At 71.9% G+C, this 24,189-nt stretch carries 22 protein-coding genes; 13 read left to right on the top strand and 9 right to left on the bottom strand.

Going from position 1 to position 24,189, the window contains the following annotated elements; genetic code table 11:
• From FLV34_RS36535 to FLV34_RS36505, 7 genes are all read right to left on the bottom strand, one after another.
• Window positions 1-764 (bottom strand): non-reducing end alpha-L-arabinofuranosidase family hydrolase (locus FLV34_RS36535; protein ID WP_187280825.1); only part of this gene is annotated, 764 nt, incomplete at its 3' end.
• Window positions 765-1,709: 945 nt separating this feature from the next.
• Window positions 1,710-3,095, bottom strand: coding sequence for a S9 family peptidase (locus tag FLV34_RS36530; protein WP_222709758.1), 1,386 nt, complete (start codon window positions 3,093-3,095; stop codon window positions 1,710-1,712).
• Window positions 3,092-3,997, bottom strand: coding sequence for a hypothetical protein (locus FLV34_RS36525; RefSeq protein ID WP_142652446.1), 906 nt, complete (start codon window positions 3,995-3,997; stop codon window positions 3,092-3,094). Before FLV34_RS36525 ends, FLV34_RS36530 begins: the two co-directional genes overlap by 4 nt.
• Window positions 3,998-4,324: 327 nt before the next feature.
• On the bottom strand, window positions 4,325-5,527 hold the full coding sequence (locus FLV34_RS36520; protein ID WP_147945295.1) for a cytochrome P450: 1,203 nt from the start codon (window positions 5,525-5,527) through the stop codon (window positions 4,325-4,327).
• Between the two features lie 38 nt (window positions 5,528-5,565).
• Complete coding sequence (gene phnE / locus FLV34_RS36515; RefSeq protein WP_147945294.1) at window positions 5,566-7,239, bottom strand: phosphonate ABC transporter, permease protein PhnE; 1,674 nt, start codon at window positions 7,237-7,239, stop codon at window positions 5,566-5,568.
• Window positions 7,232-8,131, bottom strand: a complete 900-nt coding sequence (locus FLV34_RS36510; RefSeq protein WP_222709757.1) for a phosphonate ABC transporter ATP-binding protein — start codon at window positions 8,129-8,131, stop codon at window positions 7,232-7,234. The genes phnE and FLV34_RS36510 overlap by 8 nt, the downstream gene beginning before the upstream one ends.
• Before the next feature lie 10 nt (window positions 8,132-8,141).
• Window positions 8,142-9,134: a phosphate/phosphite/phosphonate ABC transporter substrate-binding protein gene (locus FLV34_RS36505; protein WP_142652450.1), complete on the bottom strand. Its 993-nt coding sequence runs from the start codon at window positions 9,132-9,134 to the stop codon at window positions 8,142-8,144.
• A 193-nt stretch (window positions 9,135-9,327) separates the two neighbouring features.
• On the opposite strand from FLV34_RS36505, the gene FLV34_RS36500 reads away from it, so the two are divergent.
• The 13 genes from FLV34_RS36500 to FLV34_RS36440 all read left to right on the top strand — a co-directional run bounded on the left by FLV34_RS36500 (window position 9,328) and on the right by FLV34_RS36440 (window position 22,673).
• Entirely contained in the window at window positions 9,328-10,740 is a 1,413-nt protein-coding gene (locus tag FLV34_RS36500; protein ID WP_142652451.1) for an alpha/beta fold hydrolase, read from the top strand.
• A 75-nt stretch (window positions 10,741-10,815) separates the two neighbouring features.
• Window positions 10,816-11,832 carry a PaaX family transcriptional regulator C-terminal domain-containing protein gene (locus tag FLV34_RS36495; RefSeq protein WP_147945292.1) on the top strand — a complete coding sequence of 339 codons (1,017 nt, stop codon included), beginning with the start codon at window positions 10,816-10,818 and terminating at the stop codon, window positions 11,830-11,832.
• 94 nt (window positions 11,833-11,926) lie between these two features.
• Window positions 11,927-12,850, top strand: coding sequence for a PaaX family transcriptional regulator C-terminal domain-containing protein (locus FLV34_RS36490; protein ID WP_260617555.1), 924 nt, complete (start codon window positions 11,927-11,929; stop codon window positions 12,848-12,850).
• A gap of 151 nt (window positions 12,851-13,001) precedes the next feature.
• Entirely contained in the window at window positions 13,002-13,895 is an 894-nt protein-coding gene (locus tag FLV34_RS36485; protein ID WP_240972219.1) for a transporter substrate-binding domain-containing protein, read from the top strand.
• 14 nt (window positions 13,896-13,909) lie between these two features.
• Window positions 13,910-14,749 carry an amino acid ABC transporter permease gene (locus FLV34_RS36480; RefSeq protein ID WP_205831233.1) on the top strand — a complete coding sequence of 280 codons (840 nt, stop codon included), beginning with the start codon at window positions 13,910-13,912 and terminating at the stop codon, window positions 14,747-14,749.
• Window positions 14,746-15,567, top strand: coding sequence for an amino acid ABC transporter ATP-binding protein (locus FLV34_RS36475; protein WP_147945291.1), 822 nt, complete (start codon window positions 14,746-14,748; stop codon window positions 15,565-15,567). The genes FLV34_RS36480 and FLV34_RS36475 overlap by 4 nt, the downstream gene beginning before the upstream one ends.
• The gene (locus FLV34_RS36470) at window positions 15,564-16,685 is read left to right on the top strand and encodes a CapA family protein (RefSeq protein ID WP_261986038.1); all 1,122 of its coding nucleotides are present in this window, start codon (window positions 15,564-15,566) and stop codon (window positions 16,683-16,685) included. The genes FLV34_RS36475 and FLV34_RS36470 overlap by 4 nt, the downstream gene beginning before the upstream one ends.
• Window positions 16,678-17,916, top strand: a complete 1,239-nt coding sequence (locus tag FLV34_RS36465; protein ID WP_147945290.1) for a CaiB/BaiF CoA-transferase family protein — start codon at window positions 16,678-16,680, stop codon at window positions 17,914-17,916. The genes FLV34_RS36470 and FLV34_RS36465 overlap by 8 nt, the downstream gene beginning before the upstream one ends.
• 1 nt (window position 17,917) lies before the next feature.
• Window positions 17,918-19,030: a 2-hydroxyacyl-CoA dehydratase family protein gene (locus tag FLV34_RS36460; RefSeq protein ID WP_142652456.1), complete on the top strand. Its 1,113-nt coding sequence runs from the start codon at window positions 17,918-17,920 to the stop codon at window positions 19,028-19,030.
• A complete protein-coding gene (locus tag FLV34_RS36455; RefSeq protein ID WP_187280824.1) occupies window positions 19,018-20,265 on the top strand; it encodes a 2-hydroxyacyl-CoA dehydratase family protein in 1,248 nt (415 codons plus the stop codon). The genes FLV34_RS36460 and FLV34_RS36455 overlap by 13 nt, the downstream gene beginning before the upstream one ends.
• A gap of 125 nt (window positions 20,266-20,390) precedes the next feature.
• Window positions 20,391-21,317 carry an SDR family oxidoreductase gene (locus tag FLV34_RS36450; RefSeq protein ID WP_142652457.1) on the top strand — a complete coding sequence of 309 codons (927 nt, stop codon included), beginning with the start codon at window positions 20,391-20,393 and terminating at the stop codon, window positions 21,315-21,317.
• Window positions 21,318-21,327: 10 nt separating this feature from the next.
• The gene (locus tag FLV34_RS36445; protein ID WP_142625111.1) at window positions 21,328-22,218 is read left to right on the top strand and encodes an amidohydrolase family protein; all 891 of its coding nucleotides are present in this window, start codon (window positions 21,328-21,330) and stop codon (window positions 22,216-22,218) included.
• The gene (locus FLV34_RS36440; protein ID WP_142652458.1) at window positions 22,215-22,673 is read left to right on the top strand and encodes a MaoC family dehydratase; all 459 of its coding nucleotides are present in this window, start codon (window positions 22,215-22,217) and stop codon (window positions 22,671-22,673) included. The genes FLV34_RS36445 and FLV34_RS36440 overlap by 4 nt, the downstream gene beginning before the upstream one ends.
• A 133-nt stretch (window positions 22,674-22,806) precedes the next feature.
• Here the strand turns inward: FLV34_RS36440 and FLV34_RS36435 are convergent, their stop codons facing one another.
• On the bottom strand, window positions 22,807-23,367 hold the full coding sequence (locus FLV34_RS36435) for a hypothetical protein (protein ID WP_142652459.1): 561 nt from the start codon (window positions 23,365-23,367) through the stop codon (window positions 22,807-22,809).
• Window positions 23,364-24,038, bottom strand: coding sequence for a hypothetical protein (locus FLV34_RS36430; protein WP_147945289.1), 675 nt, complete (start codon window positions 24,036-24,038; stop codon window positions 23,364-23,366). The genes FLV34_RS36435 and FLV34_RS36430 overlap by 4 nt, the downstream gene beginning before the upstream one ends.
• Between the last annotated feature and the right edge of the window lie 151 nt (window positions 24,039-24,189).

Below are 24,189 nucleotides of genomic sequence, written 5' to 3'. Positions count from 1 at the left end.
GAGCCCCAGCTCGATCCGTTGTCGTGCGTCGTCGCGTAGACGAGGTGCTTGCCGTTGTAGACGACGTTGGTGAAGTCCTTCAGCGAGACCCACCCGGACTTCGGCGTCGCCAGCGCACCGGTCGAGGTCCAGCGGTACGACGACGGAAGGTCACATGTCGGCGTCACCGACGGGGACGGGGACGGGGAACGCGTTGGCGACGCACTGGGCGACGCGCTGGGCGACGCGCTGGGAGACGCGCTGGGAGACGCGCTGGGAGACTGTGTGGGGGAGGGGCTGGGCGAGCCCGGGCTACCGGTGCAGGCCACACCGTTCAGGGAGAACGACGTGGGCACCTGGGGGGAGCCGTTCGTGGAACCGTTGAATCCGAAGTTCGTGCTGCCGCCGCTGGGGATGCTGCCGTTGTAGGAGACGTTGGTAGCGGTCACCGAGGAGCCCGACTGGGTGTGGGTGGCGTTCCAGATCTGGGTGATCTGCTCGCCGGCGCCGAACGACCAGGTCAGCTGCCAGCCGTTGACCGCGTCGCCGAGGTTGTTGATGGTGACGTTGGCGTTGAAGCCGCCCGGCCAGCTCGAACTGATGGTGTAGTCGACCCGGCAGGCGACGGCCGCCTGGGCGGGCTGTGTGATCAGCAGGCCGCCGGTTCCGGCCAGCAGGACCGAGATGGAGCCGATCACGAGGGCGCGGCGCGAGGCCCGCCGGGGCGCCGCCGCCGTCGTGGCGGCGGAGGGGCGCGGTGACCGCGCTCTCCAGGGCAGACGCATCTGTGTTCTCCTCATCATCATGTCCGGCCGCCGTCAGGCGCTGATGCGAGCAGCGGCCGGGGGCCGCGGTGCCGTTCGCGGCGGACCCGAAGGTCGTGGAGCCGCCGCCGGCCACGGAGCCGGTGCAGGAAAAGCGGACACGCGGGCGTTGCTCCGCGTGATCGACGCCGCGTCCTGTGATCAGGAAACGCACACCACCAGGGCGTCGCGAACGGCGGTCCTCACCGCGCACCACCACATGGCAGGAGAAAACCGCCTCGGAGAAACAGTCTGGAAAACAACGCGAAATTGTGTCAAGTATCGCGAGAAAGTTTCAGAGCGGAGCTGCCGCCGCACGGGCGGTGGCCCTCGATAACACCTGATGAACCCGCATGTGCGTGCTCTGCTCATCGGCGGGGAAGAGGTGCCGTCCTTGACATCGCCTCTTCTCCTCGTATTGGCTCCGGGCTGCCACCACGGCCATCGGATAGAGAAGGAAACGCAGACACGGGAGAATTGTTAGCGCTAACATTTCGCCCGGGACCGCTCTCGGGTGGTCAGGTCGCGGGGCGGCTCCGGCGGACAGACACCACGTCCGCCAGGGCCGCCCTGCCGGAGAGTCGCGTACGCGGAGGTGCACGACGGCCAAGACGAACGACCCGGATAGCGACGTTCACGGCGGCGTGTCATCGCGTGCGCGGATGCGTCCTCGACCGGGACACGGCCATGCCGAACGGGTGGCCTGCCGGCTGAAGCGCTTCGGCCCGTGGTCGCCCGCAGTGGCACGTGCGCGCACGCCCCACGACGGTACGGTGACCTGCAATGGCACCCTCAACAGGTATTGCGGGTGCGGATGCACCGGCTCCGTCGTGACCGGGAGCACGCCCCGGAACAGGCCCAAATCCGGCTCCGAATGGCGTCCGGGAGCTGCCCGGACCGGGTGGTCCGGGCAGCGGCCTCCCCGGGTCAGCCGGGATAGGGACGGTTGAACCGGGGCGGGTTGAACGGGACATACCGTGGGGCGGGGTCGGCCCCCAGCGCCGCGGCGCGGGCGTTCATCGCCGGGGCGGACGTCGCGGGCCAGTGACCGGTCCGCAGCCGGTCGAGCATCGTCGTCAGCGCCGCCTCCTGCTCCGCGGGCGAGAAGTCGCAGTGGCCGACGGTCTCCGTGTACGTCTGGCGCAGCAGGGAGCTCGCTCCCGCGCGGCGCACGTTCTCCTCGTACGACTGCTGCTGGGCGACGGTGGAGATCTGGTCACCGGTGCCGGACAGGGTGAGCACGGGGATCCGCAGGTCGCCGTTCAGGACGATGCCGCGCGAGAACCGCTTGACGGCGTCCGGGTCCGCCGCGATGCGGGGCGCGGCGGCCAGGCTCCTCAGGTCGGCGGCGAGGTCCAGACCCGCCGCCTTGTAGAGGTCGCGGACGGCATGCCGCAGGGCGGGATCGGCGAGGCTCAACTGCTTGTCGTAGTCCACGCCCGTGTTCCAGGACGGGTTTCCGCCGACCACGTCCATGATCTGGCGCCGGCTGCTCATGGCCTGCCCGATGTAGGGCAGCGGCCCACCGGCGAGCGCGAGGTAGGCGCCCTGCTCCAGCGCGGCGGCGTCCCGGCTGTCCGGAGGCGGCGGCGCGGACCCGTCGGGGTTGCGTCCCCAGGCCGGCAACTGGCCGATCGTGGCGGCCAGTGCGATCCGGGCCCGCCCCTGCGGGGTCTGCTGCGCCGCGGCCAGCGCGTCGATCCACGCCTTCCTGGCCGATTCGATGTCGGCGGGGATGTCGACGACCGGCAGTCCCGGCGCGACCAGGCGTTCGAGCACGAAGACCGTGTCGAGCTTCTGGTTCCACTGGCCGACCGACCCGCCGAGGCCGCCGCACATCGGGACGGCGGCGTCGAAGGCGTGGGGGTGGACCTGGGCGACGCCGGCGGCGACGAAACCGCCCATCGAGGTCCCGGAGGCGATCGCCTTCCGGGCCGGGCCGTACGCCTGCTCGAAACGGGCCAGCGCCTCGGCCTGGTTGTCGATGGCGGAGCGGATGTCCCAGCCGGTGATCGCCCGGCTCGTGCCGCCGCGGGCCACGCCGTCGGCCAGCAGCCGCGCGGTCAGCGGCTCGCTGCGGCCCGTGCCGGCGAAGTCGAGGGCGACCACCACGGTGCCGTTCCAGTGGGCCGGGACGACGAACTCGTACGGCGTGCCGTCCTTGAGGGTGCCGCTGACGCAGGTCGGGTGGGCGGGGGAGTCCGGCAGGCACGGCGTGCCGCCGGGAGGTCTGGTGGAGGCGGCGGCGGTTCCGCTTCCGGCGACGGCCGTCAGCGCGGCGGCCAGGCACGCGGTCACTCTGCGGCGGATCACAGCGGGAGCCCCTTCGTCTCGACCGTCCATCCGTTCTCGCCGCACAGCCCGCAGCCGGGGCCGATGAAGCGTGCCCCGGCTGCCCGGTCTCCGCGCAGGACGTAGTCGAACCAGTCCGCGGCCACCTGCCAGCCCTTGGTGGCCTCGAGACCCGCGATCAGGCCGGTGTGGCCGGCCGCGGTGTCGCCGACCAGGGCGGCCGGGACGTTCAGCAGGGCGTAGTTGTCGATGCTGTTCTGGTAGGCGACGTCGTCGGGACCACCGTTCACCAGCAGCGTCGGCGTGTGCAGACCGGCGAGACGGTCGCGCCCGTAGCCGCCGAAGGCCGGGTCCGGGAGATAGCCGGTGTTGAATCCGGCGACCGCGTCGATGATGGGGTCGGTCCCGGCGGCGAGGGCCTCGACGCCGCCGCAGCTGTGGCCGAGCACGCCCACCCGCGTCGTGTCCGCTCGCCCGTCGAACTGCTTGCGGGCCTGCTTCGACTCGGTGGCCCAGTGGGCGGCGGCGAGGAGCGCCTCGGGGTGCGCGATCGTGTCCTCGGGGGTGCTGGGGACGGGGAACTCGTCCAGCCCGCCGTTGGCCACGACGATGTAGCCCTGCGAAGCCAGGCCGGTCAGGAACGTGATCCCCTCCAGGTTGCTCGTCGCGCAGGCGCCGTTGCCGTAGACGATCACGGGCAGGCTGTCCTTCCGCAGCGCCTTGAGATCGGCCGGGCGGTAGACGGTGTGCCCGGGCAGCCCCTGGGCGGCCTCGCGGACCGTGGCCAGGATGGTGCGCGCGGGGGTGCCGGTCGCGGGGGGCTTCGGCGGCGGCGGCTTCTGGGGGGACGACGCCGCGGCGGCGCCGGAACCGGCGAGGACGACCGCTCCCACGGTCGCCGCCAGCAGGGTTCGCGCGGTCATGGATCGGGCTAACACGAGTGCGTTTCCTCCACGGTTGATGAACGGGGTGTCTCGGGCCCCGCAGGGTCAGGAATCACGGCGGGGCGTCTGGCAGTGGTGGGGGGGCACATGCCGGGCGGGCCCGATGGCGGGCCCGGTGGTGGTTCGGTCGTGCTGCTCGATGGCGGGTTCGGTCGCGCTGCTCGGTTCTCGGTGGTGCCGACTCGGTGGTGGGCCCGGCGGCGGTTCGGTGGTGCCGCTCGGTGGTGGGCCCGGTGGCGGGTTCGGTGGTGCCGACTCGGTGGTGGGCCCGGTGGCGGGTTCGGTGGTGCCGACTCGGTGGTGGGATCAGCGGGGGACGAGGCGCAGCGGCGCCGACCTGGGCCCGAACTCCAGCCAGTTGAACATCTCCACCTCGCCGTCCGGTTCGACGCGGCTGGTGCCGGCGAGCAGCTCGCCCAGCGCGGCCGTCATCTCCAGCCGGGCCATCGCCGCGCCCGGGCAGCGGTGCGCACCCCGCCCGAACGCGAGGTGCCGGTTGGGCCGCCGCTCCAGGTCGAGCCGGTCCGCTTCGTCGAACACCGCCTCGTCCCTGTTCGCCGAGGGGAAGATCATCGCGATCGCCTCGCCGGCCCGCACCGTGCGGCCGCCGAGCTCGACGTCGCGGGTGGCGGTCCTGGCGAACACCCGATAGGGGGCGTACAGCCGCAGCAGCTCCTCGACCGCCGCGGGCAGCAGGCCCGGGTCGGCGCGCAGCCGGTCCTGGAGGCCGGGGTCGCGGGACAGATGCACGGCGGCGCTGCCGAGCGCGGCGTGCGGCGCCCCTATTCCGGCCACGATGGTCTGCCGGACGGTGGCCACGACCATGTCGTACGGGATCGGCCGCTCCGGGTCGGCGGACGCCCGCAGCAGGCTGGACACCAGGTCCTCGTCCGGGTCGCGGGGGTCGGCCCGGCGGTCCTCCACGATGGCGCGGGCGATGGCGTAGAGCTCCTCGCTCGCCGCCATGACCCCGGCCCGGTCCATCTCCTGGATGGCGAAGCTGTACGCGACGCCGATCCGGCGGATCTCCAGCACCCGCTCGACCGGCAGGCCGAGGAAGATGGCGAAGCACTGCGCCGCGTACGGCAGCGCGAACTCCCGGGAGTAGTCGCCGCCGCCCCTGGCCAGGAGCGGCCCCAGCAGCTCGCGCGCCGCCTCCGCGAAGGCCGGTTCGAGACGGCGTACGACGCTGCGGCGCAGCACCCGGTCCATCGGAGCACGGTAGATCCCGTGCTCGGGCGGGTCGAAGTGCAGCGGCGGGCGGCGCTGGGTGCGCGGCACGTGCGGGACGACGTTCTGCACCGCGGTGCTGAACGTCTCGCTGTCGCGGGCCACGCGCACCACGTCCTCGTAACGGGTGGCGGCCCAGAAGCCGCCGAACGCGTCGCTCCACGGCACCGGGCAGCGTCGCCGCAACCCGGCGTAGACCTCGTGCGAGCTGTCGAAGGTCTCCGGCGCGGTGGGGTCCCAGTCGGAGGCGCGCCCGAGGCCGCCGGCGGTGGTGGTCATGGTGAGATCCCTTCCCTTCCCGTCCTGCGCCCGCCCGCTCACAGCAGGTGCCCGCGTGCGATCCGGGCGAGTGTCTCGATGGCGTACACGACGACGGCGATCGCGATGACGATCGCGGCGGTGGTGTCGTAACGCAGGGTGGCGATCGACTCCTGCATCAGGTAGCCGACGCCGCCCGCGCCGGCGATGCCGAGCACGACCGACTCGCGCAGCGCCAGGTCGGCCACGAACAGGCCGTTGCCGGTGAACGACGGCACGAATTGCGGCCAGATCCCGGCGGCGAACGCCTGCCACCGGCGGGCTCCGACCGAGGTCAGCGCCTCGTGCGGCAGCGGGTCGAGCTGCTCCAGGGAGTCGGCGAAGAACTTGGCCGCGAGCGCGGTGGAGGAGATCCACAGCGCCAGGAAGCCGGCGTACGGGCCGAGTCCCAGCGCGGCGACGAACAGCAGCGCGTACACAAGGTCGGGAACGCCCCGGACCACGACGAGCAGCACCCGGACCACCGCGGACAGCGGCCGCCACGGGGTGGTGTTGACGGCGGTGAGCAGGGCCAGAACCAGCCCGCACGCGGCGCCCGCCGCGGCTGCGCCCAGTGCCATGAGCAGGCTCTCCAGCACCGCCATGAGCAGCTCGCCGGAGAACGCGGGCGGCCACATGCCGCTCAGCACGGCACGCAGGTTCGGCCAGGCCCCCGCCAGCCGGCCCGGGTCGGGGTCCAGGGACCACAGCGACACCAGGAACACCACTCCGGCCGCCACCGCGCCGGTCACCCGCAGCCCCCGGCCGCGGTCCCAGCCGACCTCGTACGGGGCACGCCCGGCGGGCAGCGCGTCCGTGCGGCGGCGAGCCGTGCGGCCGCGAACCGTGCGGCGGCGAGCCGTGGGACGGAGGACCGTACGGCGGACCACCACCGACAGCAGCTCCAGCAGCAGAACCAGGACGACGATCACGCAGATGATCCCGGCCGCCCGGTGGTAGTTGAGGCTGCCCAGCGCGGTCTGCAGCGCCACGCCGATGCCGCCGGCCCCGACGACGCCGAGCACGGCCGACGCCCGGATGTTGATGTCGAGGCGGTACAGCACGATGCCGGTCAGCGCGGGGAACACGCGGGGCAGCACGGTGGAGACGGCCACCTGCGCCTCGCCTGCCCCGCACGCGCGGCCCGCCTCGGCGGGGGCGGGATCGGTCTCCTCGACGGCGTCGGTCAGCAGCTTGGCGATCATGCCGACCGAGTGCACGGCGACGGCGAGCGAGCCGGCCAGCGGGCCCAGGCCGAAGATCCGCACGAACAGGATCGCGAAGGCGAGCGTGGGCACGGCCCGGGTCAGCACGACGACCACGCGGGCGGGCGGCCGGAGCCAGCGGGGGCCGTTGTGGGTGCGCGCGGCGACGAAGGCCAGCGGCACCGAGGCGAGCGCCGCCAGGCCGGTGCCCGCCACCGCGATGAGCAGCGTCTCCGCGATCATCGAGGCGACGTCTCCCGCGCCGGGCAGGTCCGGCGGCCACATCCGGCGCAGCAGCCGTACGGTGTCGTCCAGCCCGGCGGCCAGCGAAGCGGGGGACAGGCCGATCCACCAGAACGTCAGCCAGGTGACGGCCACGGCCGCGACGAGCAGGCCCGCCCCGATGAGGGCGCGGGCGCTCCACGGCGGACGAAGCGGGCCCGGGTCCGATGCGGCCGGGGTGCGCGTGGCGGGGGTGGTGCTAACCATCGCGGGCTCCCGCGCGGCCGTCGCGGGCTCCCGCGCGGCCGTCGTGGGCCCCTGCGGGGCCGTCGTGGGCCCCTGCGGGGCCGTCGTGGGCCCCTGCGGGGCCGTCGTGGGCTCCCGCCCGGCGATCATGGGCCTCGGCCGTGTCGTGGGTGCCGTAGATCTCCCGCAGCCGCTCCGCGGTGAGGCCGGCGGCGGGCTCGTCCAGCGCCAGCCGGCCGCCGCGCAGCGCCACGACCCGGTCGGCGGTGGCGAGCGCGAGCTCGACCTGGTGCAGGCTGCACACCACGGAGATGCCGTCCTCGGCGCTGATCCGCTTGAGGATTTCGAGCACCAGCGTGCTCGCCGCCGGGTCCAGCGAGGCGACCGGCTCGTCGGCGAGGATCAGCTCGGGGCTCTGCAGCAGGGTCCTGGCCACCGCGACCCGCTGCTGCTGGCCGCCGGAGAGCGTGTCGCAGCGCTGGAACCGCCGGTCGGCCAGCCCGACCCGATCCAGGTGCTCCACGGCGCGGATCCGCAGCGCGCGCGGGTAGCTCATCACCCCGTACCTCGGCAGGCGCAGGGTGGCCAGCGACCCCATCAGCACGTTCTCCAGCGCGGACAGCCGCCCGACGAGACCGAACTGCTGGAAGACGAAGCCGACCCTGGCGCGCAGGGCCCGCAGCCGGCTGCGGGAGCAGGCGGCGGGGTCCTCGCCCAGAGTGCGCACGGTGCCGCTGTCCGGCAGGTGCATGCCGTTGACGAGGCGCAGCAGTGTGGACTTGCCGGCTCCGGAGGGACCGACCAGGGCGACGAACTGCCCCTGCGGGACGTCCAGCGAGACGCCGTCGAGCACGGTGGTGCCGTGGAAGCCCTTGCCGACCTCCGACAGCCGCAGCACGGGGGCGCCGATCACGGCGGGTTCCTCAGCCACCGGACGTGCAGACCTCGGCCTTGGTGATCTCGCAGATGCGCGCGATCGGCTGATAGGTGGCGTCGGTGGCCGGGACGAACGTCCAGGCGGTGGAGGCGCCGAGGGTGCAGGCCGGGGCGTCGGCGTACTGGCCCCAGTTCTTCGGGCCCTTGATCTCGCTGCCCTTGCACAGCCCGGCGGAGGCGGCGCCGGCGGCGGTCAGGCCGGTCACCGTCTTGGTGATCTTGTCGCGGGTGGCTTGCGGCAGCCACCTGCCGACCACGACCGGCGGCCCGGGGATGAGCGGCGAGGTCCAGACCTTGGTGACCTGCCCCGGCTTGAGCTGACCTCGGGCGGGCAGCAGCTGGTCGATGAAGACGTCGCCGACGAAGGCGATGTCGCAGTCTCCGGCCAGCAGCGAGGCGACCGCCGTGTCGTGCCCGTGGGTGAACACCGTCTTGACGTCCTTGTCCACGTCGACGCCGGCTTCCCGCAGCGAGGCGAGGGGCTGCAGGTAGCCGGTGGTGGAGCCGGGGTCGGTGAAGCAGACGTCCTTGCCGGCGACGTCCTTGAGCGAGGTGATCGACGTGTCGTCGCCGCGGGTCACCCCGTAGGCGTACGCGCCGGGCTCTCCGCCCGGGGCGGCCAGCGGGACGGCGACGGGCTCGACGTCGGCGCGGCTGCGTGCGAGGTAGTAGCTGAAGGCCCCGTAGACGGCGATGTCCACCCGCTTGGCGACCTGCGCCTCCACGACGGCGGCGTTGCTGGTCACGGCCTGGAACCGCACCGGAACGCCGAGGTCCTTCTCCAGCGCGGAGACGATCGGGGCGAACGACTTCTCGAGATCGTCGCTCTGCTCCGACGGGATGGCGGCGAAGACCAGCTCGTCGGACCCGCCACCGTCGGCGGATGCGCTGCGGGTGCTACCGGGGCCGGCACCGCAGGCGGACAGGAGTGCGATCGCGGCACCCGCCGCGACGACGCCCAGAGCTGACTTTCGGAACATCGAGGCTCCTCACATGCAGGTGGTCGGGCCAAAGTAAGCAGGCCCGAGAGCATTGTCAACAGTTCTATGACGACCGTAAGATTTCTGCCGAACGTAATTGGCGGCGAAAAATAGACGACCGTTCGATGAACTGTTGCGTATCTCGCGTCGCAGCAGCTTCCCACTCATGGAGGCGGACATCAATCCTCGTTCAGTGATCAATCGGGCGACCCGCGCCGTGACGGTGCTCACGGCCACAGCGACGGCCACAGTGACGGTCACGGCCCTCGCGCTCGCCGTCCCGCCGGCGCAGGCCTCGGCGGAATCCCGCCGGGCCGGCTCCATCAGCGTCACGGGCGTCCACCCGGGCGGCGCCACGTACGCGATCGAGGTGCCGCGCAACTGGAACGGCACCGTGCTGACGTTCAGCCCCGGCTACGGCCAGGGCGCCGGGCCGCAGCATCTGCCGGCCGACCTCGGCGGCAACGCCGCCGCGCAGAGCTGGCTGCTCGCCCACGGGTACGCGCTGGCCGGCACCCGGCCCTACGGAAGCGGCTGGGCCGTCGAGGAGACCCTGCGGGCCTCCGCCGACACGCTCGCCGAATTCGCCAAGGTCGCGGGGAAGCCCACGATCACCCTGGCCTGGGGCGGCTCGATGGGCGGCGCAATCGCGGCAGGTCTGGCCGAACGCCGGCCCGACCTCATCGACGGGGCGCTGCCCTACTGCGCCTCGGTGGCCGGGCCGGTGGCGATGCTCAACCAGTCGTTGGACGCGGCGTTCGCGTTCAAGACGCTGCTCGCTCCCGGCGACGACACGGTGAAGCTCGTACGGCTCGCCTCCGACGACGAGGAGGCGCGGAGCGTCGCGGCCGCCCGCGCCGTCCTGGACGCCGCCCAGCAGACTCCGGCCGGCCGGGCCCGCATCGCCCTTGCGGCCTCCTTCGCCCAGGTCTCCACCTGGTCGGTGCCCGGCACCGCCGAGCCGGCGCCGCACGACTGGGCGGGGCAGCAGGCCCAGGAGTACGCGGCGTTCATGGCGACCGTCTTCTCTCCCCGCTATCCGCTGGAACAGCGGGCGGGCGGGAACTTCTCCTGGAACACCGGCGTGGACTACCGCAGGGAACTGCGGGAGTCCGGGCGGATGCCGCAGGTGCGCGCCCTCTACGAGAGCGCGGGACTGAACCTCGACGCCGACCTCGCGGCCCTGTCGGCGGCGCCGCGCGTCTCGGCCGACCCGGGCGCCGTCGCCTACATGGAGAACTACTTCACCCCGCGCGGAGCGCTCGGCGTGCCCGTCCTCACGATGCACGAGCGCGGCGACAACTACCCCACCGTCACCCAGGCACGCGCCTACTCCGATGTGGTCCGGCGCGCCGGCAACCAGGCGCTGCTGCGCCAGGCGTTCGTCGACCGGCCCGGCCACTGCCGCTACACCGGGGCCGAGTTCGTCGCCGCGGTGCGGACCCTGGAGAAACGGGTCATCACCGGCCGCTGGACGGACGCCGACGCCCACCGGCTCCAAACGCTGGCCGCACGCCTGGCCGCCGGGAACCCGGACCTGGGCGCCGCGGAGTTCGTTCACTACACGCCAGGCCGATTCCTGCGCCCCCATGTCCCCAAAGGGTGAAGAATGAGGATGTTCGTGAGGGTGGCCCGCCGGGGAGCCTGCACCGGCCGAGGAGTCTGACCGAGGAGTCTGACGATGGAGGGACGCCCGGTGCGCGCGTCGCAAGAGCCCGGCTCCCTGCCCCGGGCCCGGCAGGGGCCAGAACCACAGCGGCTGCTGACCACGCTGCTGGGCGACTACTGGTTCTGGCGGGAGGAGCACATCCCGTCGGCGGCGCTGGTGCGGCTGCTGGAGGAGTTCGGCATCACCGCCACCAGCGCCCGCGCCGCCCTGCGGCGGGTCGCCTCACGAGGGCTGCTGACCAGCTCCCGCAGCGGCCGCACCACCGCGTACGGCCTGCCGCCCCGGGCGGCCGACGTGATCGTGACCCACATCCGCCGGCTGCTGATGTTCGGCGCCGCCACTCCGCGCTGGGACGGACAGTGGACGGTGGTCACGTTCTCGGTGCCCGAGGACCAGCGGGACACCCGGCGCCTCCTGCGCGACGGGCTGCGCCTGCTGCACTTCGGCATGCTCTTCGACGCGGTGTGGGTGTCCCCGCATGACAAGACGGACGACGTCGCCGAGCTCGTGCGAAGGCTGGGCGTGCCCGATGCGATGGTCTTCCGGGCGCGCAAGGTCGCCGACGACGATGTGCGCCCGGTGCTCGACCGTGCCTTCGACATCGCCGCGCTGCGCGCACGCTACCTGCGCTTCATCGATGCCCACCTGCCGGTGGCCGAGCGGCTGGCGACGTCCAGTCCCTGCCCCGCCGAAGCGTTGCGGCTGCGTACGGCGATCATGACCGACTGGCGGGTGTTCCCCACGCTCGACCCCGACCTGCCGGCGGAGCTGCTGCCCGAGGGCTGGCCGCGCGACGAGGCCAGGCGGCTGTGCGTGCAGATCTACGACTCGCTCGGGGAGCCGGCGGAGCGGCGGTTCCGCGAGATCCTCGCCGAGTTCGACCCGGAGCTGGCCGTGCTGGTCACGCACCACACCTTCGCGCAGGTGTCGGCCATGGAGCCGCCGGCGAAACGCCGTCACACGAGATTCGACGAGACGACCGACCGCGACCGCCTGGACCTCCTCTCCCGCGGAGACCTGACCGGCTGATCCGGTGGTCCCGGACATCGTGCGGCTTCCGCCCGTGAAAGCATGACATTCCAGTGACGATCGCGCGCTCAAGCGTTGTCAATATACTCCTGCTGTGAACGATGGTGAGAGCTCTGAGGCAGAAGATCTCGATTTCCCGCGCTTCCAGGTGGGCGCGCCCCCGCAGCACCTGATCACGACGCTTCTCGGGGACTACTGGATCAGCAGGCCAGAGCAGCTGCCGTCCGCGGCGCTGGTGCGGCTGGCCGAGGAGTTCGGCGTCTCCGCGGTGGCGGCCAGGGCCGCGCTCAGCCGCCTGACCAAGCGGGAGCTGCTGGAGTCGTCCAGGATCGGGCGGCGCACCTACTATCGACTGACGGATCGGGCCGCCGCGGTGTTGCTGGAGGGGCGGCAGCGGATCATGTCCTTCGGCCTGGCGCAGGGCGCGTGGGACGGGACGTGGGCGATGGCGGCGTTCTCCATCTCCGAGGATCAGCGCGACCTGCGCCACGCGCTGCGCGCCAGGTTGCGCTGGCTCGGCTTCGCCCCGCTCTACGACGGGCTGTGGGTCTCGCCGACCGCGAGCGCCGACAGCGCGGCGGCGGTGCTCGCCGAGCTGGGCATCCCCATGTCGACGGTCTTCCGTGCCGAGGCCCTCCGCGTGGCGGGCATGCGCGCCCCCCAGGAGGCGTGGGACTTCGACCAGCTCCGGCGTACCTACGAGGGCTTCGTCGCCGGCTATTCGCCTCTCCTGGAACGCGTACGCAGGGGCGTGGTCGGCGCGTCCGAGGCGCTGGTCGCGCGTACGGGGATCATGGACACCTGGCGGACCTTCCCCAACCACGACCCCGACCTGCCGGCGGAGCTGCTGCCCGCCGACTGGCCGCGCGCCGCGGCCAGAGACCTCTTCGTGGAGGTCTACGACACGCTCGGGCCGCTCGCCGAGTTCCGCGTCAAGCAGATCGTCGCGGAGTTCGAACCCGGGCTGGCCGAGTTGGTCGCCCATCACCGCACCAGCTCCATCCTGGCGCTCAGCTGACCGCCGCACGGTGACGGGGCGGCGCCGCGGCCGCCCCGCAGATCTCTCCGCCGCACAATCGCCTCTTGACAGCCGTGCATCTCCAGATGTGACACTTATTCCCACGACCGCAAAGTTAAGTGCAGAATTATCTGGTCGCGGAAGGACCACCATGAGAATGCCCAGGACCATCCTCGCGGGTGCGGTGACTTTGGCCCTCGCCGGCGCCGCAGCCTGCGGCGGAGGCGACGGCGAGGCGCAGCGGCCGGCCGGTGCGACGGCTCTGTACGACGCCCTGCCCGATGGCATCAAGGAAGCGGGCGTCATCAGGTTCGCCGGGGATTCCCACCCGCCCTATCGGATCGTCGCCGACGACGGCAAGACCGTCACGGGCATCGACAAGGAGCTGCAGGACGCCCTCGGCAAGGTGCTGGGGGTCCGCACCGAGATCTCGATCGTCAGCGGTCTGCCGGCGGCGCTGTCCGGCATGCTCGCCTCCCGGTACGACGCCTTCAACGGTCCGGTCAAGGACAGTGCCGACCGGGAGAAGCAGTTCGACGCGATCGTGTGGATGGTCACCCGGACCTCCTATCTGATCCCCACGGCGGGGGCGTCGGCCATCAAGAGCTCGGGTGACCTGTGCGGCAAGCGCGTCGCCGGCACCGCGGGCAGCATCGTGGAGGACCAGGCCAAGCGCCTGACCGAGTGGTGCGCCAAGCAGGGCAAGCCGGGGCTCGAGTTCATCGGCTTCGCCGACACCAACGGCACCATCCTCGCCGCGAAGTCCGGCCGGGCCGACGCGGCGGGCATGACCGAGAGCGCCGCGCTCGACGTGCTCTCCAAGGAGAAGGACGCCTTCACGTACGTCACCCAGACCGAGGAGCAGGGCGCCGGCGTCGACCAGCTCGCGATGCTCGTGCCCAAGTCGAGCGGTCTCGGCCCGGTCATGCTCGACGCGTTCAAGGAGATCTTCAAGAACGGCGACTACAAGAAGATCATGGACAAGTACGGGCTCCAGAACGTGGCGGTGCCGGCGCCCAAGATGAACACCGCGGCGACGCAATGAGCGTGGCACCACCCATGGCACCACAGGTCGTGGACGTCGCCTCGGCCCGTCCGCGCATCCGCCCCCTGCGGTGGGCGGCCGGGGCCGTGCTGCTCGTGCTCGTCGCGCAGTTCGCCTGGTTCCTCGTCAGCAACCCCCGGTTCGAGTGGCCGGTGGCCGGCAGGTATCTGTTCGACCCGAACGTCCTGCGCGGCCTGGGCATGACGCTGCTGCTCACCGTCATCGTGATGCTGCTGGGCAGCGTGCTCGGGGTGCTTCTCGCGGCGGGCAGGCTGAGCGGATTCCGGCCGGTGGCCTGGGCCTGCGGCGTCTACGTCACGGTCTTCCGCAGCATCCCGCCCCTGGTCCAGCTGATCTTCTGGTTCAACCTCGGTTATCTGCTGCCGCGGATCCCGCTGGGCATCCCGTTCGGCCCGACGTTCGTCTCGTGGCCGACCAACTCCGTGATCAGTTCGCTGACCGCGGCCGTCATCGGGCTCACCCTGCACGAGACCGCCTACATGGCCGAGATCGTCCGGGCCGGCATCCTTGCCGTGGACGGCGGCCAGCGCGACGCGGCCCGCGCGATGGGGTTCACGGCCAGGCAGAGCTTCATGAAGGTCGTGCTCCCGCAGGCGATGCGGGTGATCGTCCCGCCCGCCGGCAGCGAGTTCATCAGCCTGCTCAAGGGCACCTCCCTGGTCAGCGTGATCGCGATGGCCGACCTGCTCTACTCGGTGCAGGTGATCTACAACAGGACCTACGAGATCGTGCCGCTGCTGATCGTGGCCTGCGCCTGGTACCTGGTGGTGGTCATCAGCCTGTCCATGGGCCAGCGGCGCCTGGAGCGGCACTTCGGAAAGGGGCAGCGGTGAGCGACACGCCCGTCCTGCGCGTCCGCGACGTGCGCAAGCGATTCGGGGACCACGTGGCGCTCGACGGGGTGAGCCTCGACGTGCACGAGGGCGAGGTGGTCACCGTGATCGGCCCGTCCGGCTCGGGCAAGTCCACCCTGGCCCGGTGCGTCCACCAGCTGGAGAGCATCGACGGCGGGGCCATGTACCTCGACGGGGAACTGCTCGGCTACGAGTTCCACCGGGGCCACCTGCGCCCCCTGCCGGACCGGCGGGTGGCCGCCCAGCGCGGCCGCATGGGCATGGTCTTCCAGCAGTTCAACCTGTTCGCGCACTGGAGCGTGCTGCGCAACGTCATCGAGGCGCAGGTGCTGGTCCACGGCCGGAGGCCGGAGGACGCGCGGCGGGAGGCGCTGCGGCTGCTGGAGCGGGTGGGGCTCGCGGACAAGGCGGACGCCCATCCCCGGATGCTGTCCGGAGGACAGCAGCAGCGCGTCGCCATCGCGAGGGCCCTGGCGACCAACCCGCGGATCATGCTGTTCGACGAGCCCACCAGTGCCCTGGACCCCGAGCTGGTGGACGAGGTGCTGAGCGTCGTGCTCGACCTCGCGCGCGGCGGCATGACGATGATCATCGTGACGCACGAGATGAGCTTCGCCCGTGAGGTGGCCGATCGGTGCGTCTTCATGGAGAAGGGCCAGATCGTCGAGACGGGCACTCCCGAGGAGATCTCCGACACCCCCGCCTCGCCCCGCCTGCGCGCCTTCCTGTCGCGTTACTCCGGCCGTCCGGCGGAGATTCCCGGCGAACGCCTCCTGAAAGAGGAGATCACCCCTTGAGTTTCACGGTAATGGCCGTCGGCGACCTCGTCGTCGACGAGCCCGACCCGGCGTCCTTCTTCGCCCCGGCGCGGGAGACGCTGGGCCGGGGCGATGTGGTGATCGGCCACATCGAGGTGCCCCACAGCACGTCCACCGCCCAGGTCAGCACCGACGTCCCCGCCCCGCCCGCCGATCCCGCCGCGCTGTCGGCGGTCGCCGAGGCGGGTTTCCACGTGGTGACGCTCGCGGGCAACCACGTCTACGACGCCGGCGACCAGGGGGTGGCCGACACGATCAAGTATGCGACCGAGGCGGGACTGACCACCACGGGCGCCGGTCTGACCCTTGAAGAGGCCCGCCGCCCCGCCGTGGTGGAGCACGACGGCCTGCGGATCGGGGTGCTCGGCTACAACTGCGTCGGTCCCCGCGAGTCCTGGGCGACCAGCCGCAAGCCCGGCTGCGCATACATAAAGGTGCTGACCCACTACGAGCTCGACCACGCGAGTCCCGGCGGGCCGCCCGCCGTCTACACCTTCGCCGACCCCGCCTCGCTGGAGCGGATGGCCGAGGACGTGGCGGCCCTGGCCGCCGAGACCGACATCGTGACGGTGTCGCTGCACAAGGGTGTCGGGCACACGCCCGCCGTGCTGGCGATGTACGAGCGGCCCGTGGCGCACGCCGCGATCGACGCCGGCGCGCACGCCGTGTTCGCCCACCACGCCCACATCATGCGCGGCGTCGAGATGTACCGCGGCAGGCCGATCTATCACGGCCTGGGCAACTTCGTGACCGTCACTCACGCGCTGACGCCCGCCACGGGCGACGCGGGCGAACGTGCCGCGTGGGCGCGCCGCAGAGTCGAGCTGTACGGCTTCGCGCCCGATCCGGACATGCCGCACTACCCCTTCCATCCCGAGAGCCGGAACACCGCGATCGCGGTCTGCCGGTTCGACCGGGACGGCCTGGTGTCGGCAGGCCTCGTGCCCTGCTGGATCGACGACGCGGGGCGGCCGGTGCCGCTCGGTGACGACGAGGAGGGGCGGCGGGTCGTCGCGTACATCGAGCGCATCACGCGGCAGGCGGGCCTGACGACGGAGTTTCATTGGGAGGGAGACGAGGTGGTGCTGCGTGGCTGACCGCCCGCTCGCCGGCCGCACGGTGATCGATCTGACCACCGCGCTGTCCGGACCGTACGCGACGCTGCTGCTGGCCGGGCTCGGCGCCCGGGTCATCAAGGTGGAGAACCCGCTGACCGGCGGCGACACCTCCCGCAACAACGCCCCCTATCTCGGCGCGGACGGGCTGACGCTGGGCCGCCACGGCGACGACGACATGTCCGTGTCGATGCTCCTGCGCGGCCGCAACAAGCAGAGCGTCACGCTCAACCTGAAACACCCCAAGGCCCGCGACATCCTGGCCGGTCTGGTCAGGCAGGCGGACATCATGATCGACAACTACAGCGCCGGCGTGATGACGCGGCTCGGCATCGGCCACGACTGGGCCAGCGCGATCAACCCGCGCATCGTGTGCACGTCGATCAGCGGCTTCGGCGCGCAGGGCGGTCCCGGCTCCGGCAAGGCGATGGACACCATCATCCAGGCGCTCAGCGGCGTGATGATGACCGCGGGCGCGCCCGGCGAGCCGCCGGTCCGCTTCGGGCTGCCGGTGGGCGACCTCGTCGCGCCGCTGTACGCGGTGATCGGCACGCTCGCCGCGGTCCTGCGCGCCGACGCGACCGGCCAGGGCCAGCACGTGGACGTCTCCATGCTGGGGGCGCTGACCTCGCTGGTCGCGTGCGAGCCGTTCGACGCCTACGAGAAGCTGGGCCTGCCCATGCGCACCGGGACGACCGTGCCCAGGCTGGCGCCGTTCGGAACGTTCCCCGCCGCGGACGGCTGGTTCGCGCTGTGCGGCCCCACCGACGCGTTCGCCCGCGGCCTGTTCGCGGCGATGGGACGCGACGACCTGGCCGCCGACCCGCGGTTCGCGTCCCGCGACGCGCGCGTCGCCAACGCCGGCGAGCTGCACGAGCTGGTGGCCGCGTGGGCGGCGGACCGCCCGCTCGCCGCGATCCTCGACGCGCTCACCCTGCACGGCGTCCCCGCCGCCGAGGTGCGCGAGCCCGGCGACGCCGTACGCGACCCGCTCGTGCTGGAGCGCGAGGAGGTCGTGCCGCTGGAGCATCCGCGTCACGGCCGCCAGGGGGACCTGTACGGGACCGGCGTGCCGATCCGCTTCTCCGCCTCCGAGGCGGCGCTCGACCGGCCCGCGCCCGCGCTCGGCGAGCACAACGCCGAGATCTACGGCGGCCTGCTCGGCTACTCCGACGACGAGCTCAAGGCCCTGGCCGAAGAGGGGGTGATCTGACATGCCCACGGCGCTCGCCGCGCTGGAGGAGGCGTACGCGCGGCGCGCCGCACCCCGCCCCCCGGCCTCCCCGGCCTCGTCGGAGGGCCTGGCAGGCACCCGGACGCCGGTCGTCGGGTACGTCGGGGCGGACATGCCGGTCGAACTGCTGACGGCCGCGGGGGTCAGCGCGTTCCGTCTCACCGGCGACCCGGAGTCCGGCTCCGCGCTCGGTGACCGCTACCTGGGCCGCGGGGTGGATCCGATGGCCCGCTCGGTGCTCACCCGGCTGCTCGACGGGGCCTTCGGCGACCTGGACCACGTCGTGGTCTCGCATGACTGCGAGGCGTCGCTGCGGCTGTTCTACGCGCTGCGCGAGCTGCGCCGCGTGGAGCCGGGCACGCGGCTGCCCGAGGTGTATCTCGTCGACATCCTGCACCTGCCGCACCGCACCACCGCCCGATACAACCGGCGCAGGATCGGCGAGTTCGCGGCCAGGCTGGAGGCATGGACCGGCCGTCCCCTCGACCTGGCCGGGGCGGTGGCGGCGCACGACGAGCGCCGGCGGCTGCTGGCCGCCGTCGCCGAGCTGCGCAGGGCCGTGCCCGCCCGCCTGACCGGGCGGCAGTTCCTCGCGGTGGCCGACCCGGGCCTGCCCGTGGACGAGCACATCGCGTTGCTGGAACGGCTGCTGGCCGAGGCGGGACGGCTGGAAGAACACACCGGGCGGCGCGTCTTCCTGAGCGGCAGCGACCACGACACGCCGCACGTGTACGAGGCCGTCGAGTCCGAGGGCTACGTGATCGTCGGCGAGGACCACTCCTTCGGCGGGCCGCAGCCGGACAGGCCGGTGGGCGCGGGCGGCCTCGACGCGCTGGCCGAGCACTACCACCACAGCGGCCCGACCGCCCACCGGGCCACGGCGGGCGAACGCGCCGCGCACGCGGCCCGGGCCGTACGGCAGTGCCGGGCCGAGGTGTTCGTCGCCTATTCCAGGATCGCCGACGAGGCCCCGGCCTGGGACTTTCCGGCGCAGCGCGCGGCGCTCGACGTCCCCGCCGTGCTGCTGGAGCGCCAGGAGTACGGGCGCGCCGACCTGACCGCCCTGCGGAAGGAACATCCATGCGCAGTGTGAAATCCCTCGCCACCGCGGCCGAGGCGGGCAGGCACCAGCGCGAATGGTTCGCCGACCTGCGGCGGCGGGTCGCCGACGGCGAGCCGTTCGCCCTGCTGAACGCGGACGTCCCGCATGAGATCTTCCGCACGATGGACATCCCGTACGCGGTCAGCCAGTGGTGGGCGTCCCTGGTGGCGGCCAAACAGCGCTCGGGGCACTACCTGGAGCTGGTGCGGCAGCGCGGCTACCCCGACTACTCCGAGCAGTACAACGCCGTCACCCTCGGCTCGGCCTTCGACCCCGAACCGGAGGCCGGCCCGTGGGGCGGTCTGCCCAAGCCGGACATCATCGTCGGCGACGCCACCGGCGACGTCACCCGCAAGGTCTTCGACATCTGGGGTCACGAGCCCGGCGTCACCTTCTATCCGCTGGAAAGCGCCGCCGAGAACGAGGTCCCCGTCAACTGGTGGGAGCTCATGCCGCACCGCTGGGAGCAGGCCGTCGGCCCGGCCAGGCTGGACCTGCTCACCGCTGAGCTGGAGAACCTCGTCAGGTTCCTGGAGACCACCACCGGCAGGCGCTTCAGCGAGTCCCGCTTCCGCGAGGTGATGGCCCTGGTCAGCGAGCAGGAGGAGTGGAACAGGAAGACACGCGACCTCATCGCCCGCACCCGGCCCGCGCCGCTCGGCGTCGTGGACAGCATCCCCAGCGTCATGCTCCCGCAGTGGCACCGCGGCACCGAGTGGGCCAGGGACATCGCGAAGCGCTTCTACGAGGAGGTGCGCGAGCGGGTCGACACGGGCCAGGCCGCGTGCCCGGACGAACGGGCCCGGCTGATGTGGATCGGCCGCGGCCTCTGGTATGACATGGGCTTCTACCAGCGCTTCCAGGACGAGTACGGCGCGGTGTTCGTCTGGTCGATGTACCTGGCCATCGCCGCCGACGGGTACATCCGCTACGGCGACGACCCGATGAGAGCGCTGGCGGCGCGCTTCGCCGCCTTCACCGACCAGCTCTACACCCCGCCGTGGTCGAGCGAGTGGTACGTGAAGGAGGCGCGCCTGCACGGCATCGACGGCGTGGTCCATCTGGTCTCCGACGACCCGCGCGGCAGCTACTTCACGGCCAGGGCACTGGAGGCGGCCGGGTTCCCGGTGATCGAGATCCACGCCGACAACGTCGACGCGCGCACCTTCGGCGACGAGGTGGTCGAGCGCGTCGGCCGGTGGCTGGAGAACGTCGTCCTGGCCTGACCTCGGTCGTCACCCGGCTCCATGCTCCGGGACCGCTGCCGCACAGATGTTGGGCAGATCTTTGACGATCATCATAAATCTGTCATATATTCACGATAATCGCCGTTTATTTCAGGGGGAGTCCCATGGATCTTTCCGGCAAGGTCGCCGTCGTCACAGGTGCGGGCCGCGGGCTCGGCCGCGCGTACGCCGAAGCGCTCGCCGCGGCCGGGGCGGCCGTGGTCGTCAACGACGTGGACGGCGACGCGGCCGCGCAGGTGGTCGAGGCCATCACCGCCGGCGGCGGCCAGGCGCGGAGCGTCGTCGCCGCGGTCGGCTCCGCCGAGGTGGCCGACCTGCTGGTGGCCACGGCGGTCAAGGAGTTCGGCCGGCTGGACGTGATGGTCACCAACGCGGGCATCCTGCGCGACCGGGTCCTGTGGAAGATGTCCGACGACGACTTCGACGCGGTCATCGGCGTGCACCTGCGCGGCACGTTCACGTGCGCGCGGGCCGCGGCGATCCGGATGCGGGAGCAGGGAAGCGGCGGCCGGCTGATCCTGATCTCCTCGCCGGCGGGACAGCGCGGGAACTTCGGGCAGACCAACTACGCGGCGGCCAAGGCGGGCATCGTGGCGATGGCCAGGACCTGGGCGCTGGAGCTGGCCAGGGCGAACATCACGGTGAACGCGGTCGTCCCGGTGGCGGCGACGGAGATGACCAAGACGATCCCCGTCTTCGCCCCGATCATCGAGGAGTCCGAGCGGACCGGGAAGCCGTTCCCCGAGTGGCTGCGCAAGGACGAGGGGCTGGGCACGGTCGAGGACGTCGCGGGGCTCGTGGTGTTCCTCGCCTCGGACGCCTCAGCGGGCGTGACCGGCCAGGCGATCGGGATCGGCGGCGACCGCCTCGCGCTGTGGTCGCACCCGGCGGAGAAGGCCGTCGCCTTCGCCGACGGAGGATGGACGGCCGAGGCCATCGCCGCCTCCTGGCAGTCGGGTGTCGGCGCCGAGCCGGAGACGTACGGCATCCCCGCGCCGAAGGTCCCCGCCGCGGACGCCCCGGGAGCCTGACATGGCCGTCATGAACGTCGCCGACCTGGTCGCGATCGACGTCCACACGCACGCGGAGATCTCCAAGGACGGCCACGGCTCGCTGAGCCCGGAGCTGTTCGGCGCCTCGGAGGACTACTTCAAGGCCCACGGGCACCGGCAGCCGACCATCGCGGAGATCGCCGCGTACTACCGGGAGCGGAAGATGGCCGCGGTGGTGTTCACCGTGGACGCCGAGCACGCCACCGGGCATCCGCGCATCTCGAACGAGGAGGTCGCGGAGAGCTGCGCGGAGCACGCCGACGTGCTGATCCCGTTCGCCAGCGTCGATCCCTGGAAGGGCCGGGCGGGCGTGCGCGAGGCGCGGCGGCTGGTCGAGGAGCACGGCGTGCGCGGGTTCAAGTTCCACCCGAGCATCCAGGGCATCGCCCCCAACGACCCCGTGGCCTACCCGCTGTACGAGGCGATCGAGGAGCTGGGCGTTCCGGCGTTGTTCCACACCGGGCAGACCGGCATCGGCGCGGGCGTTCCCGGCGGGGGCGGCATCCGGCTCAAGTACGGCAATCCCATGCTGGTGGACGACGTGGCCGTGGACTTCCCCGAGCTGCGGATCATCCTGGCCCATCCGTCGTTCCCCTGGCAGGACGAGGCGCTGGCCGTCGCCACGCACAAGCCGTACGTCTACATCGACCTGTCGGGGTGGTCGCCGAAGTACTTCCCGCCGCAGCTCGTGCGCTACGCCAACACGCTGCTCAAGGACAAGGTGCTCTTCGGCTCCGACTATCCGGTGATCACCCCGGACCGCTGGCTGGCCGACTTCGACAAGCTTGAGATCAAGCCCGAGGTCCGCCCGAAAATCTTGAAGGACAACGCCGTACGCCTGCTCGGGCTCGGCACGCAGGAGAGGACGACAGGCGCATGACCACCACCGTGCACGGGCTCGACGAGATCAAGGCGCTGGCCGGCAAGGACCTCGGCCACAGCGGCTGGCTGGAGATCACCCAGGAACGGGTGAACACCTTCGCCGACGCCACCGACGACCATCAGTGGATCCACGTCGATCCCGTCCGGGCCGCGGCCGGGCCGTTCGGCGGCCCGATCGCCCACGGCTACCTCACCCTGTCGCTGGTCATCCCGCTGTTCGGCGAGCTGCTCGACATCCAGGGCGTGAAGATGAGCGTCAACTACGGGCTGGAGAAGGTCCGCTTCCCCAGCCCGGTCAAGGTCGGAGGCAGGATCCGCCTCGCCGCCGTCGTCGTCTCCGTCGAGGACGTCCCCGGCGACGGCGTCCAGATGCTGCTCGACTTCACCGTCGAGATCGACGGCGCGGCCAAGCCGGCCTGCGTCGCCCGGGTGATCTACCGGCACTACGCCTGAATCACTACGCCCGGACCAATACAAACCAATACAACAGGTGGCCGTCCTGGACGAGGACGGCCACCTGTTGTGTTGCACCTGGTGTATTTCCACCCGGGGTTGTTCAGCGTCCGATTTGTATTCCCGGGATTTTTCAGCGCCCGATGCTCGCCCGGTTGCGCCGGGCGAGGGCGATGAAGGCCACGACGGCGAGAAGCGCCACGAGAACGATGATGCCGATCTTGAAAGGCATCCCCGTCGCACTCTCCTCGTCCGCCGCCGCGGCAGCGGCCGCCTTGCTCTGCGCGGGCGCCGGCCCGACCGCCGCCACGGGCGAGGCGGCGATCTCGCCCGCCTTCACCTTCGCCTTCACCTTCGCCTTGGAGGGCTCGGTCGCGGTCACGGTGACCTCCCACTCGCCGCTCGGCAGCGGCTCGGCGGAGTGGTAGAGGTTCTGGCCCTCGGGCGCCGACCTGAGCGGCACCGGCCCGAAGGAACGGCCGTCGGTCGAGGTCGCGGTCAGCGTCGCCTCGACGACCTCCGTGACCGGATGGTTGTCCTTCTTGTACGTCGCCAGCACGTTGACGTTGTCGGCGCCGTCCCCGGTCACCTCCAGCTTGATCGCTCCGCCGTGGGCGGAGGCCGCCGGTGCGCCGAGCATCAGCACGAGCCCGGCCAGCAGGCCGGTGAGGACGTAGGTCAGTGCCTTTTTCACGAGTCGTGGTTCCCTTCGGGTTCGGCGTCGGGGGTGAGATCCCCTTCGCCGGGTGATGTCGGCAGGAAGACGTGCTGGTGGCCGTAGCCCGCGTCGACGTTCACGGCGTCGAGGGCGGTGGCTCCGACCGACCAGGTGAACAGCGCGTCGGCGCGTTGCCGTACGACCAGGTCCATCGCGGCGGTGCGGGCCGGTCCGGGGAGGTCCCGCGCGGCGGCGTAGGTGTCGACGATCGTGGCGAGCTGCCGCACGGCGGAGGTGAGACTCGACCGCGCCACATTGGTGGCGGTCTCACCGGATGGCGGGTCGGCGAAGCCTTCCACGGCCGCGGTGGCGGCCTTCCGCCAGTTCTCGACGTCGGCTGCGGTGATCACGGCAGGGCCTGCCGTGCCGTCCACGGGCAGGGCCCGGTCCAGTCCGTCGAGCACGGGGACGAGCCGGTCCCGCGTGGTGCGGGCCAGCTCCGTCAGGGTCTTGATCTGCGCCTTGTCCCGGAGGGCGGACTCGGCGCGGATCTGGTCGGCCATCTGCTCGATCGAACTCGGCCGGGTCATCCCGAACACCACGCCGCCGGAGACCATCGCGCCGAGCGCGAACGCGGCCGTGAGGGCGAGCACGCGGCCCCGGACCGGAGGCCGCTGGACGGGCATCGGTTGCCTGGGTCGGTTCATGTCGCCACCTCCTGAGGGGCGGATGCGGTGATCGGAAGGAACGGGGGACGCCGGCTCATGTGCCGAGGGGGGTGCCGCGGCTGTTGAGGAGGATCAGCTTTTCGATGCGGCGGCGGCGCCGGGTGCTGGTGAGGCGGAGGGCGAGGACGGC

It is taken from the genome of Microbispora sp. CSR-4, assembly GCF_008033685.1.
Classification (GTDB): Bacteria; Actinomycetota; Actinomycetes; order Streptosporangiales; family Streptosporangiaceae; genus Microbispora.
The sequence above is the reverse complement of the archived record's forward strand: the minus strand, read 5'-3'. Positions and strand labels throughout refer to the sequence as shown.